This is a genomic window from Pseudomonas sp. CGJS7 (assembly GCF_036961695.1).
This window is the reverse complement of sequence record NZ_JBAMDI010000044.1, coordinates 1-12205: the sequence shown is the minus strand read 5'-3', so window position 1 is coordinate 12205 and position 12205 is coordinate 1. Positions and strand designations below refer to the sequence as shown.

Annotated in this window: 13 protein-coding genes; 7 read left to right on the top strand and 6 right to left on the bottom strand. The window is 64.7% G+C overall.

What is annotated here, in order from left to right; all coding sequences use genetic code 11:
- Window positions 1-149: 149 nt before the first annotated feature.
- Window positions 150-428, top strand: a complete 279-nt coding sequence (locus V7787_RS24590) for a DUF6959 family protein (protein WP_336089857.1) — start codon at window positions 150-152, stop codon at window positions 426-428.
- Between the two features lie 30 nt (window positions 429-458).
- Here V7787_RS24590 and V7787_RS24585 read toward each other — a convergent pair whose 3' ends face one another.
- Window positions 459-995 (bottom strand): hypothetical protein, encoded by a 537-nt coding sequence (locus tag V7787_RS24585; protein WP_336089856.1) that lies wholly within the window; start codon window positions 993-995, stop codon window positions 459-461.
- Between the two features lie 72 nt (window positions 996-1067).
- Here V7787_RS24585 and V7787_RS24580 point away from each other — a divergent pair, with 72 nt between their 5' ends.
- Entirely contained in the window at window positions 1068-2192 is a 1125-nt protein-coding gene (locus tag V7787_RS24580) for an XVIPCD domain-containing protein (protein ID WP_336089855.1), read from the top strand.
- Window positions 2193-2328: 136 nt separating this feature from the next.
- Complete coding sequence (locus V7787_RS24575) at window positions 2329-2811, top strand: hypothetical protein (RefSeq protein WP_336089854.1); 483 nt, start codon at window positions 2329-2331, stop codon at window positions 2809-2811.
- Window positions 2812-2907: 96 nt separating this feature from the next.
- On the opposite strand, the gene V7787_RS24570 is transcribed toward V7787_RS24575, so the two are convergent.
- Window positions 2908-3609, bottom strand: a complete 702-nt coding sequence (locus V7787_RS24570) for a hypothetical protein (RefSeq protein WP_336089853.1) — start codon at window positions 3607-3609, stop codon at window positions 2908-2910.
- Window positions 3610-3620: 11 nt separating this feature from the next.
- On the bottom strand, window positions 3621-5270 hold the full coding sequence (locus V7787_RS24565; protein WP_336089851.1) for an alkaline phosphatase: 1650 nt from the start codon (window positions 5268-5270) through the stop codon (window positions 3621-3623).
- A gap of 185 nt (window positions 5271-5455) precedes the next feature.
- Between V7787_RS24565 and V7787_RS24560 the strand changes: the two genes are divergently transcribed.
- From V7787_RS24560 to V7787_RS24545, 4 genes are all read left to right on the top strand, one after another.
- Window positions 5456-5839 carry a DUF3916 domain-containing protein gene (locus V7787_RS24560; RefSeq protein WP_336089850.1) on the top strand — a complete coding sequence of 128 codons (384 nt, stop codon included), beginning with the start codon at window positions 5456-5458 and terminating at the stop codon, window positions 5837-5839.
- A gap of 324 nt (window positions 5840-6163) precedes the next feature.
- The gene (locus V7787_RS24555; RefSeq protein ID WP_336089848.1) at window positions 6164-7213 is read left to right on the top strand and encodes a hypothetical protein; all 1050 of its coding nucleotides are present in this window, start codon (window positions 6164-6166) and stop codon (window positions 7211-7213) included.
- Between the two features lie 205 nt (window positions 7214-7418).
- Complete coding sequence (locus tag V7787_RS24550; RefSeq protein WP_336089846.1) at window positions 7419-7832, top strand: hypothetical protein; 414 nt, start codon at window positions 7419-7421, stop codon at window positions 7830-7832.
- 126 nt (window positions 7833-7958) lie between these two features.
- Complete coding sequence (locus tag V7787_RS24545; protein ID WP_336089844.1) at window positions 7959-10547, top strand: hypothetical protein; 2589 nt, start codon at window positions 7959-7961, stop codon at window positions 10545-10547.
- 40 nt (window positions 10548-10587) lie between these two features.
- Here V7787_RS24545 and V7787_RS24540 read toward each other — a convergent pair whose 3' ends face one another.
- From V7787_RS24540 to V7787_RS24530, 3 genes are read right to left on the bottom strand one after another with little or no spacing between them, the layout of a single operon-like run.
- Complete coding sequence (locus V7787_RS24540) at window positions 10588-11058, bottom strand: SRPBCC family protein (protein WP_336089843.1); 471 nt, start codon at window positions 11056-11058, stop codon at window positions 10588-10590.
- Entirely contained in the window at window positions 11055-11423 is a 369-nt protein-coding gene (locus V7787_RS24535) for an ArsR/SmtB family transcription factor (protein WP_336089841.1), read from the bottom strand. Before V7787_RS24535 ends, V7787_RS24540 begins: the two co-directional genes overlap by 4 nt.
- The gene (locus V7787_RS24530) at window positions 11420-12109 is read right to left on the bottom strand and encodes a glutathione S-transferase family protein (protein WP_336089840.1); all 690 of its coding nucleotides are present in this window, start codon (window positions 12107-12109) and stop codon (window positions 11420-11422) included. The genes V7787_RS24535 and V7787_RS24530 overlap by 4 nt, the downstream gene beginning before the upstream one ends.
- Window positions 12110-12205 lie beyond the last annotated feature (96 nt).

Sequence of the window (12205 nt, the reverse complement as noted above, 5' to 3'; positions counted from 1 at the left end):
AGGTCGCTGAATCGCCGGTGTTTCGCGGACGCAAACGCCGGTTACTGACGGGGCGCTGGTGTGGGCGATGGGGATTACTATTTCGATCGGGTAAAGACGCGGGTCTTAGCCCGTCGGATCTGTCAGGTCACTTCACCAGGCGCCTTTCTATGCGAATTCAAGAAGTCGAAATCTATTCGGACGCGGTCAACGCCGCGATCATGCGCCACCCGGGGCGCCAGTTTCCTGGGCTGCTGCTCCAGGGCGACACGTTGCATTCGATGTACAGGCAGGTCGACAGGGTTTGCGCTATCGCAAAGACGAAACTGACGGAGGATGAGTGCGACGAGATCGATGAGCTGCGAGAGTGGTTGTACGGCTACGTCGAACACTACAAGCAGGTGTTGCGTGAGCATGGGATCGAGTTGCCGTTCTATGAGGGTGTATAGCGATGTTCCACGCCTTCAGGTGTCGGCTGATTACGGCTGCTTGTAGATAGTGACGACGCGAAGGCACTCAGGGCCGGGGAAGTCGCCGACCAGATCGATGCGCACCGCGCTGTTCTCGAACAGGTAATCAACATGTCCGGTGACTTTTTCGTCACCAGCGGTGGCGAACAGTCGCTTGGCGCCGATCCAGGCGGCGGCGCGCTCGATGGGGACGCAGGGTCGATTGGCCAGATCCACTCTCACGTCCCGAGTTGGGTCGTGAGTGGCATTGACGTCGGTCAAGGTCTGGGCGATCACCGTGCCATCCGCCAGCGTCACGGGTTGATGGGTATTGCTGAGTGGCGAGAGCTGTGTGCCTGGTTCGACGTCATACAGCCGTTGAAGCGATGAGGTGATCTGGTCGACACCCGCGCGTCCGCGTTCAGCAGGCACGCGAATCAGGCGCTGAATATCCAGTTCTGCACCATCAAGTTTTTCTTGGTGGTGTGTGCAGCCCACAAAAAAAACAGCCAAAGCCGCGATGTGAAACTTACAGTTGCGCGTGATGCTGTGTGCGCTGTCAGTCATGGCCGTTCCCTCGGTGTTTGACGCTAGTATAGGGCGGCGTGATCGCACGTGAGTCCTATGGAGCGTTGTGTCATGGAAGATAAAGCCGAAGGGGTTGGTCATGCTCGGAATGTCGAGTTTCTCAAGCGGCATGGCGGGTTTTCGGAGCTTCCATCGCGCTTCCAGGAGTTGGTGCTCAAGTCGCCGCATGCGAGTGCGGATTTCGCGGGGTTCTACACCAACGGTGGGCGGGTGGTCGGCGATCCCAGAGAGGCTCTGGCTTCTTATCGGTCCGAGCCGAATCGCGAAATCCGAATCAATCAGGGGCAGTATGAGTTCGCCAAGACGCCGGGAGGGGCGCACCTGGTCAATGGGATGTTCTCTCGCATTGCTCACGAGATTGGTCACGACAAGGATAGGGAGGCGAACTTCTCGCGTGGGACGGGTGAAGAGTATGTGCAGTTCAGGAGCGAGAAGGAGGCCAAGGCGATCTTCAATGCCTTTCCCATCTTCGATGATCTAAGAAAGAGCGATCCTTCGTTCAAACCCCAATGGGATGGCTTGGGCTACAGTCCGTTGGGTGTGAGCTGGCCGCCGTTGTTCAATCAGTGGCGTGATGGTCGGCTGAGCGATTCGGCGGTGATTAAAGAGATCGCCAAGACGGTGGCGGACTACCCGTATACGAGAAACGACGGTCTGATTGATCGCAATGGGGACGGTCGTCTGACCCAGCGCGATCTGTATCTTCAAGACTATCGGCGCTTGCTTCGGACCGATCAGGATGCTGAGGCGGCGCCTAAGCGACGGCCGGCGAATGAAAAGACGGATGCCCGAGAGGGCGCAAGTACACATCCCCTGCTCAACGGCCTGGATTCAAAGGTCCGTGCTGCCTTGGGCGGCAGTGGAGTGGCATTTACCGATACGGAGCTGAAGAATGCGGTTCTCAGCCTGGCTGCTCAATCCTCGCGCGCCGGGCTGCAATCAGTGGATCATGTCGTGCTTGGGCATCCTGTGGCCCCAACAGGAGAAAGAAATCTCTTTGCTGTGCAAGGCGATCTTGAGTTTCCGGGACATTTGCGGGCGCATCTTCCATTGAGCGAGGCGGTTGCCATGCCGACGAAGAATTCCCTTCAGTCATTGGCCGAGTCGGTGCGGGAGGCGCCATCTCAGGTCGCAGAGCAGAGCGAAAGCCAGCGCGCTTCGTTGTCCAGAAGCTAGTATGAAAGTGACGCACCGTTCCCCCTCCTGGTTCTTGTAGCGTTCGGGAGCGCCGATGTGGGTGATCCGATTCTTGGATACGGGCCATCGGGCACTTCCCCGCGCATAGTGGGTCACCCTTTCCAAGGACAACGCTGTGCAGCGGATGCTGAAACTGATCGTGCTCTGTCTCCTGATGGTCGGTTGCGCCGGCCCACTAGCGCTGCGCGATGGCGCAGGCAGCGAGCGGTACAGCCCTCCACCCGGGTCGATAGTGCTAAGGGTCCAGGTGCTGGAAACCGAGTTCACGGATTTGTACCCGGGCTGCGCTGAGCCCAACGAGTGCGTGCCGTTTCACTTCTGGTACAAGTATCGCGCCCGGGTCAAAGAAGTAGTGTCTGGAGAATGGACGAAACCCGAGGTCGAATTCGCGCGTCTGCAACACGCTGAGTTCGTCGATCGGATCAAACGGGATTGCTATGTGGTGCTTCGGCCGGCTGGCCCGAACTTGGGCTCGTTGCTGCACGTTCCGTTCGAAGCCGACCGGCTGGTGTCGCGGTTGATGGACGGAGGGCCGACAGAGATAAGGGCGTTGCGCGCCGCTGCCGAGCGGCGTGGGGAGGGCGGCTTGCCGCGTTGAGAACTGCGGTTTTAGAACTTAAGACGGCTCAACTAAAGAAGCCGCCGGAGTTCCGGCGGCTTCGTCTTCAACGGTCAGCATTGGGCGAATGCCGCCTCAGTGCGAGTGCTCGCCGCGTTGCTTCAGATAATTCGCCGCAAACGGATCGAGCTCCATATCGCCCAAATCCGCGTAGTCGGTTTCGCGATAATCGCCCGTAGCGGTAAAAGCCGCAGCGCTGTCGACACGTTCAATCTTGCTCAAACGCAACTCATACGCGCCCGCATCGCCGGCCTTGGCATTGCGCTTGCCGGTGCGGTAATACGCAGGCAAACCTTCGGCATCGATCCAATCCAGCGAGATCGGCTGCCCTTCAGCGCTTTCCCCGCTGTAGCGCACCGCCTGGGTATCCAGAACCTTGGTCTGCCCGTTGCTCTTCAACACCTTGCGCAGCGACGGATTGACGACGCTCGCCAGCCGATCCCAATCCGGCATCTGCCCGGTAGTGCGCAGATCGCCCGGCGACCACGCGACGCTGCGTTGCTCCTTGGCGAACAGTTCCAACCGGCTGATGCCATCCGGCGTCTGCCGCCAGATTTCCACCGGCTGGCCCTGCATGCGGTACTCGATACGGTCGGCCGAACGCACCAGCACCAGGCTGCGTTCGCCCTTGGCGTCGCGAATCTGATAATGCGCGACCACGGCTTTCGCCGCGGGTGCGCTAACCGCTTGCGTCGCATCCACCGCATCGCCGGCCCACCCAGGGCCGGCGAACGCGAGTGCGGCGAACAACGACAGCGTCACCGCACGCAACTTCAAACCTGCCTGCATTACTGCTTGGCCGACTGACGGGCCATGCCTTCGCGCAGGTCCGCTTCCATCAGCGGCGCGGCGATCGCCGAGCGGCCGCGGCCGTGGCCGCACTGGCCGAGCAGGGTGCACAGGAACAGGCTGGTGTTGCGCTGCGACTGCGCCATCACGTGGAAGATCGTGTTCTGTTCGACCACGCCCTGGAAGGCGTGCGCGCCGGGGCCGCGGGCGTAGATGGCCACGTCTTCGGCGGCGTGGGTTTCATCGCCCAGCGGCACGGCCGCTTCTTGCAGGAAGTCCGGGTGGGCGGTGTCGATGGCGGTCAGGTCCGGGCGGGCGTTGGGACCGCGGTAGCCGGGGCCGTTGATGTAGCCCAGGGTGGTGTAGGGCTTGCCGTTCTTGTCGAGCGCGAGTTTGCCGTCGGTGACGACCTTGCCGAGGATGTCGTTGCCGCGGTCGGGGTAGCCGGCGACGGTGAAGGTGTGGCTGTGGTCGGCGGTGACGATGATCAGGGTGTCACGTTCGTTGGTCTTTTCCAGCGCCTTGCGCACCGCGTCGGACAGGGCGATGGCGTCGGTCAGCGCGCGGCTGGCGTTGCCGGCGTGGTGGGCGTGGTCGACGCGGCCGCCTTCGACCATCAGGAAGTAGCCCTTGCGGCTGTTGTTTTCCAGCACGTCGATGGCCTTGGCGGTCATGTCGGCGAGGCTGGGTTCTTTGCCGGCGTCCTTCGGGCGGTCTTGTTCGTATTCCATGTGCGAGCGTTCGAACAGGCCCAGCAGGTGGCTGGTGCGGCGCGGGTCGATGGCGTCGAACTGGGCCTTGTTCCAGACGTACGACGCGCCGCGGCGCGCGGACCATTCTTGCGGCAGGTTGCGGCCGTCCTTGCGGCGGCCCGAGGCGCCGGCGTCTTCCGGGTCGCTGACGGTGTTGGGCAGGAAGTAGCTGCGGCCGCCGCCGAGGGCGACTTCCAGGCCGTCGCCGTAGGGGAATTCGATCAACTGGCGGGCGATGTCGCGGCAGCCGTTCTGCTTGGCTTCGGCGCTCAGTTCAGCGTCGCTTTCCCAGTCGCGGTTGGGGGTGTGGGCGTAGGTCGCCGCCGGGGTGGCGTGGGTGATGCGGGCGGTGCTGACGATGCCGGTGGCCAGGCCCAGGGCCTCAGACAGTTCCAGCATGGTCACCACGCCTTGGCCGCGCGCGGAGGCGCAGTCGCCGTACTTGGCTTTCTGGGTGACGCTGAGCACGCCCTGATTGGTCTTGATGCCGGTGACCATCGCGGTCATGGTCGGCGCCGAGTCCGGGGTCTGGCCGTCGACCGAGTAGGTCTTGGACAGGCTGACGTAGGGCAGCTTTTCGAAGGACAGCGAGTTTTCTTCGCCGGTGGCGCCCTTGAGCTGGCCTTCGCGGATGCGCGCGGCGGCGATGGTGGAGATGCCCATGCCGTCGCCGACGAACAGGATCACGTTGCGGGCCTTGAACGGCAGCGGGCGCAGGTTGGCGCCGTCGCGCGCGGTCTGTGCGCCTTCCTCGAACCAGCGCTGCGCGCTTTCCTGGCGGACTTGCGGCTTGCGCGGGGCTTGCTTGGGCGCGGCCAGCACCGGCAGGGCGATCAGGGCGGTGAAGATGGCGCAGCCCAGCGCGGTGGTGGCGGTCGAGGGCGAAGTCTGGCGCATGGGAATGTGACTTTGGATGGGGGAGGCGCCACTTTGCTGGACCTGCGTTTCAGTCGCATGACTGACTGGGACTGCGTTGGCGAAAACGCGACGGGGTGGGGCGATCGGCGCCGCTGCCGCCGGGCTTGTGGCGATGAACGCGGCGCGGCCAGGCTGCGGGGCCGTCCCGCCTTCGGAATCGGCCGATGCGCCGCAGCGCCCATCCGCGTCCGCGCAACAACAAGCAGCGCGCGTTGCCGTATCGGTTGCGGGTGCTGCGCGAGTTCCGCGCCTGGTCGCGCAGCTTCGCCGACTATTTCCCGCCGGCGTCGGAATTGGCCGAGAACCCGCGTTACTGGAACTGGAAAGTGCCCATCGACGCGGCCGTGGTCGAGGGCGACGAAGCCAGGTTCGTCAGCCAGCGCGAACTCGCCCAGTACCTGATCGACGCCTGCGCCGGGTTGCTGCGCAACACGACGCGATGGCGTCGGACGATTCCGGTTACGTCAGCGACCATTGGCGTTACGGCGAAGTCGCGCTTTAACGAGCACCTTCGGTCGCGCAAAGGTTCAACGCATGCAAGACAGTGATTGCGGCCCGATCCGAACGCCCGCGACAACGAATGAACGAACGCGATCCCCATCGCAGTTCGAATCCGGCACACACCGCAACTCGCCGCGCGCTGTCCCGGTACGGCCCGATTCGTTCCCCGAATCTTCCTCGTAAAGCCTGCGCCGCGCGCCTAGCGTGAGTTCGCCGGCGCTCGCGCCGGTTCGGTGACTAGGGTCGATCGAACACGCGTGGAGCGCGTGTGCCGGCAGCGGCCGGCGATCGCAATCGAAACGGATGCCGAGTGCAACCGCCGGGCCGTGGACGCGGCCTCTCATCGCTACACCTCAGTAGGGAAGGATCTTATGAACAAGCAATGGATGTCCCGCGCGCTGCCGTTCGCGTTGTGCGCCCTGGCCGCGGCGTTCACGCCGGCGGCGTTCGCCGAGGATTCGCAGGAAGAGACGCCGCAGGAAGAACGCGACTTCGCCGAAAAGCTGGTGCCGGAAACCGATGCGCAAAAGCGCTACCGGGAATACGCCGAGAATCTGGAACGCCGTTACCCCGACAGCGCCAAGGTCGATCCGGAGCGGTTCGTCGCCGAAGAAGGCGAGGCCTATGCCTTGCTGTACTGCCAGGCGCTGGGCTTCGAAGGCGCGTGCGTGGTCGAGAGCAAGGACGGCGTGGACCAGTTCGTCGCTCATCAGCCGGCCAAGGCGGGCGCCAAGGCCGCGTTGATGCCGTGGTGGTACTGGCTGTTCCCGCGGCTGTTCTCGGTCGGCGTGATTCCGGACCGCAATTGCCCGGCCGGTACCGAGGTGTGGATCCATCACGACGACGAAGATCGCCGCAACGCCAACGGGCGTGGCGGCTGGATCGGCGGCACCGTCTCGGGCGGCAACACCACCTGGCGTTTCTGCCGTGTTCCCGACAAGAGCACGCTGGCGTTCCGGCCGCTGCCCAAGGCCGGCGACCATCACGACTATGCCGTGTTGAAGTTGGGCGTGTTCTGCCCGTCGGGCGCGCGTACCGTGATCCGTCGTCAGAACAACGAGATCTGGAACAACCAGAACAACAACTCCGGTGCGGTTTCGATCTTCCCGAGCATCCAGGGTTGGCCGAATCCGATGCCGATTCCGGTGACCGGACCGTTCCCGTTCACCGTCACCCAGTACTGCCACTTCGACGGCGCCGCGCCCTCGGTCCTGGGCCACATGTCCGCGTTCCCGAACCTGGGTTACGCCTATGGCGTGCACGCGCCATCGAATTTCCCGGCGCCGTGGGCGCTCGCCCGGGGCTGGGTGCATCAGGACGATGAGGATTGGTTCAACCAGAACGCCAACTGGGGCAACTGGGGCCTGACCTGGATGGTCGGCGGCGGCAACACCTGGCGCAGCCTGGCCCGCGTGCGCTGATCGTCAGCGTCCAGATCGCTTTGCGTTAACGCCGCGTCGCGCCCGTCGCCGTTCTCCCTGTGAACGGCGGCGGTTCGCGGCGCGGTTTTGTCGAAGATGCGCGCTTGCGCGGACCGATGCGGCCCGGGCATCGTGATCGCCCGTCAATCGACACGCGATCTGCGCAGTGCCTTCGACTCCCGTCCTTCATCGGATAGCGACATGGTTGCGGACGATATCGGGCCGCGGCGCGGTCGCGGCCGCACCACGCGCTATCGCGCCGCGCAAACCGTTTCCGGCGTATTTCGTCCAGGGTTACTGCGACCCGTGGCCGAGCAAGCAAGACATGCGGCGCCTGTTGTCGGCCCATGGGCTGGAAGTGACCGAAGGCGATTACGCCTTGAACGTATGGATCGAAGGCCGGCGTTTCCGCTTTCAGCTGTACGGTGGCGACATCGGCGAGCCGGAGGTCGAGGCCGACGATCACGATTGGCGCCGCTTGCTGGCCGATGCGGAGCATGTGTCTGCCGCGCTGACCGCCGCCGGGCTAAGCCATCGATTCGAGGTGTGGGAAAAGGGCGACGGCAATGAGGTCGGCAGCGTTCATCATCGGATGCCGGAAGCGCCCGATCTGGACTGACCAGCAGGGCCGTCGAGCCCAGCTGAACAGGCAAAACGCCCATGGCACTAGGGCCGGCCCCAGTTCCGGCGCGCGCCGTCGCGGCCTAGGCTGATCGCTTCTGTCGCAGCGCACGAGGCGTCCGCCATGGTCATGATGATCGACGACCGCACCCCTTACATCCCGCCGCCGCCTCCGCCGCCCCCGCCGCCGACGCCGCCGGAGTTGAAGAAGGCCGATCCGGCCCAGGCCAACGCGTCGATCAAGCAGATGACGCCGGAGCAGCAGACCCAGCTCAAGGCCGATGTCGAGGCGATGTCGGTCAGCGACCGCACCGATTTCGCCAACGATCTGGCGACCAAGCTCGATGCGCCGCAGTTGCTGAAGATCGAATCGGTGTTCGGCAAGGACGCGCTCGCCGACGCGGTGGAAACGCGCAGCCCGGCGACGGTGCGCGAGGAATACGCCAACCTGTCCGCGGGCAAGCCCGCCGACGGCGCCGAGCCGGTGTCGAGCGTGCCGGTGGACAAGCAGGTCAGTCAGGCGCAGCAGGACTACAAGGATCGGGTGCAGAGCACCGGCATCACCTCGACCTATCAGCTGACCGAACTGGCCAAGGCGCATCCCAACGATCAGGCCTATCTGGGCGAATTGGCGCGTCTGGCCAAGGACGGCGGTGAGTTGCAGGCCGCCGCCAGCACCATGCCCGGCGGTCTGTTCCAGAAGGATGCCTCCGGCGCATACAGCTGGACCAACGAGAACCAGGGCGATGCGCGTCGCGATGCGTTCGCAGGTCTAGTCCACGCCGGCCTGGAGCGCGGCACGCTCAAGGAAGCCGACATCCGCAACGACGCGGCGACCAATCCGGTGTGGGTGGACGTGGCCCAGCGCATCGGCTTGCCGCAGGTCGGCCCGACCGATGCTTCGCGTCAGGTCGCGGGCAAGGTCGATGAGCTCAGCGGCGCGCAGAAGAGCGCGAAGGAAGACGCGGCCAAGCTCGATAAAGAGCTCGGCGGTTTGCTGGCCGAGGCCGGCCCGCTGACGCCGCAGCAACAGGCCAAGTTCGTCGAGGCCTACCGCAACGATCCCGAGCACAAGCCGACCTACGACAAGGCCATCGAGACCTCGCAGGCGCTCAACGACTATCTGGCCAACAACCGCGATGCGGTGCTCGATGCCAGCGTGCGCGATCCCGAGGTCGCCCAGCAGACCCACGACTCGATCGTGGCGCTGGCCGAAAGCGGCCACGGCATCACCGCGTTGACGTATTTGGCAGAGGTGCAGCGCGTTCCCGATTCGGCGCTCGGCGTCGCCTTCGCCAAGTTCGGCGACCTCAACGGCGATGTGCTGACCAATGCCTCGTCTTCGGCGATGGCCGAGTTGCTGGCCAAGAACGACGGCAGCGTCAGCGCCGCGCAGGCGCAGTTCACCAATCTGATGGACGCCATCGGCAAGGGCGTGCCGGCCTGGGGCGGCTACAAGGACTTCAGCGAAGGCCAGAAGGTGCTCGACGCCTTCGCCAGCGGCGATTTCAAGGCGATCGATTACTACTCCAAGCTCTACAACGACGCCTCGCCGGCGATGCGCGCATTCGCCGGCGCCGGCGTGGTGCTCGGCGCGGTGTCGGCCACCGCGGCCGGCAAGGAAGGCGATTACGTCAACGCGATCAAGGGCTACGCCCAGGCCGGCGAGAACGGCGCGCGGCTGGTGGCCGGCGCGCTCAACGGTTTGGCCGACAGCGGGCGGTTGGCGCAGTACGCCGGCACCTTCACCGGCGCGGCCGGGTTCGCCGCCAAGCTGGCCCCGGCCTTGGGCCTGATCGCCAACACCGCTTCGCTGGTGCACAGCTTCGGCGAGGCGAAGGACGGCAACGTCGGTTACGGCATCGCCTTGTTCGGCGATGTGATCGGCGTGCTCGGCAGCGCGATGGAATGCTTCCCGCCGACCGCGATTCCCGGCGCCATCGTCGCCGGCATCGGCGCGATCGTTTCGGGCATCGGCGGCTTCATCGGCGAGCTGATCAACGGCGGCGAGCGTCGCGACGAAATCCGCGGCTTGCTCAAAGACGCCGGCGTGGATCCGGCGATCATCGACAACATGGTCTCCAGCGGTTCCAAGCTGGTGGAAATGACCAAGGACTTGAACATGACGCCCGAGCAGGTGCAGTCGTTGATCAAGTCGCAGCCGGGCATCGCGTTCTCGCCGGGCCATGCCCAGTCCTTCGTCGACGCGGCCAAGGCCTGCGGGCTCAGCGGCGCGGAAGTGCAGACCTTCGCCGAGAAAATGGCCCAGGACCGGCCCGACTACAACTGGGATCTGTTCAACCAGCGCAGCAACGCCAATCCCTCGCCGGAACAGCAGGCGCAGCATTTGCGCAGCATCGTCGAGAATCTGTATCCGAACGCGGCCGCCTACGCCAAGCAGCAGTCGCCGGAGTTGTTCGGCAAGTCGGCGCAGGAACGCGACGCGGCGGTGCGCGATTATCAACGCGAGGGCTTTACTTCGACCTGGCAGATGTCGCTGGGCAACCAGCTCAAGAACCACGGCGATCCGGCGTATCGCGCCGAGATGATCGGCCGCATGCAGCAGGACGGGCGTCTGAAGGACTTCACCCAGTTCATTTCCGGCTACGGCGATCTGTGGAGCGGCGACGCCAAGGCCGCGATCGGCGATGCGGTGAAGGCCGGTCGGATCACTCAGGATCAGGCGAACGAGGCGCTGAAGTATTTGCCGTGACGCGGGCGCGGACTCGGCGTCCGGCGCCACGCCGGACGCTTCACTGCCGCGGCGACTCGTGCAGGTACAAGGCCAGATGATCGAACCCGGCCTCGGTGCCGAGCCGGCGTTCTTCGAGTTGCTGATGACCGTCGAGGAACACCACTTGCTCGGTGAAGATCATCTTGGTGCCCAGCGCCGAGGCTTCGAAACGCAAGGTCGCCAGCGACACCGACAGATGCGCCGCGTCGACGTGCATGCCGTAGGTGTAGACGATGCGGCGGTCTTGCACGATGTCGTAGTAACGGCCTTGGAATCGATGCAGCGCGCCGTCGAGCCCGCGCACGTCGATGGTCTCCTCGCCGCCGGCGCGGAAATCCATGCGATGGGCGACGACTTCCATGCCGGGCTCGCAGGTCATCCATTGGCGCTTGGCCGATGGATCGGCCCAGGCGCGGAAGACCTTGCGCGGCGCGACCGGGAATTCGCGTTCGATGGTGAATTGGCCGTGGGCGGTGAAGGCGTCGGTCACTTGGCGTCTCCGTCGGCCGGATCGTCGGCCTGCGACAACAGGAACCGTTCGAGGTGGTCGAACTGGCGGTGCCACTTGGCTTTGCGTTCGGCCAGCCAGCCTTCCACCAGCGACAGCGCGTCCGGGGCGATACGGTAAGTGCGCACGCGTCCGCTCTTTTCCGATACCACGATCCCGCCCGATTCGAGCACCGCCAGATGCTTGACCACCGAAGGCAGCGCCATCGCCAACGGACGCGCGAGTTCGGATACCGAGGCCGGGCCTTCGCTGAGGCGGTCGATCATGCCGCGCCGATTGCTGTCGGCCAGCGCCTGGAACAGGCGGTCCAGGCGGGCTGTGTCGGTGGTGATGTTGGTGGGATTCATGGCGAGTCGTCCTGAAGGAAGCGCGCGGGAATCAGATGCCGGAACGGGTACATATGAAAGTACGGCCGCGCTTCGACCTGGGTGCGATGCACCGACGGACGGTCCATCAGCCGGTCGTAGTAGGCGGTAAGACGCGAATGCTCGGGAGGGAGCGGCGCGACGATGGCGGCGTAGAACAGCGCCGGCGCGGCGGCGCAATCGGCGAGGGTGAAGTCTTCGCCGCAGATCCAGCCGCGCTCGCCGGCCTGACGTTCGATCATGGCGTAGGCGGTGGCCAGGGTGGCGCGCGCGTCGGCGACGCCGCGCGGGTCTTTCTCGCCAGGCGCGCGCAGGTGGTCGGCGACGATCTTCTGCATCGGCGTGTGTACGTACAGGTCGAAGAAGCGGTCCCACAGCCGCACTTGCAGGCAGGCGTCTTGATCGGCCGGCAGCAACGCGCGCGGGCCGGGGTAGTGCTGGTGCAGGTATTCGACGATCACCGTGGTCTCCGGCACCGTGCGGCCGCGCGCCTGGTCGCGCAGCACCGGCATCTTGCCGACCGGCCACAGATCGAGGAAATCGGCCTTGGCGTCGGGGTTGCCGAGGTCGACCAGATGGGCCTGGAAGGGCGTGCCCTGTTCGTACAGGGCGATCAGCACCTTGTGGCAGAACGAGGCCAGCGGGTGGGAGTAGAGGTGTAGGGACATGGCGGGCTCGGCGGGTGGTTGGTTTCCCTGTCGGCTAAGTATCGCCATGGAAGATGGCGTGGCGCAATAACAGTTTCCTGATTGGCTTAGTATTCC

Coding starts and splice junctions, on each gene's coding strand:
- V7787_RS24590 (WP_336089857.1), top strand. CDS start 150: ATGCGAATTCAAGAAGTCGAAATCTATTCGGACGCGGTCAACGCCGCG.
- V7787_RS24585 (WP_336089856.1), bottom strand. CDS start 995: ATGACTGACAGCGCACACAGCATCACGCGCAACTGTAAGTTTCACATC.
- V7787_RS24580 (WP_336089855.1), top strand. CDS start 1,068: ATGGAAGATAAAGCCGAAGGGGTTGGTCATGCTCGGAATGTCGAGTTT.
- V7787_RS24565 (WP_336089851.1), bottom strand. CDS start 5,270: ATGCGCCAGACTTCGCCCTCGACCGCCACCACCGCGCTGGGCTGCGCC.
- V7787_RS24560 (WP_336089850.1), top strand. CDS start 5,456: ATGCGCCGCAGCGCCCATCCGCGTCCGCGCAACAACAAGCAGCGCGCG.
- V7787_RS24555 (WP_336089848.1), top strand. CDS start 6,164: ATGAACAAGCAATGGATGTCCCGCGCGCTGCCGTTCGCGTTGTGCGCC.
- V7787_RS24545 (WP_336089844.1), top strand. CDS start 7,959: ATGGTCATGATGATCGACGACCGCACCCCTTACATCCCGCCGCCGCCT.
- V7787_RS24535 (WP_336089841.1), bottom strand. CDS start 11,423: ATGAATCCCACCAACATCACCACCGACACAGCCCGCCTGGACCGCCTG.
- V7787_RS24530 (WP_336089840.1), bottom strand. CDS start 12,109: ATGTCCCTACACCTCTACTCCCACCCGCTGGCCTCGTTCTGCCACAAG.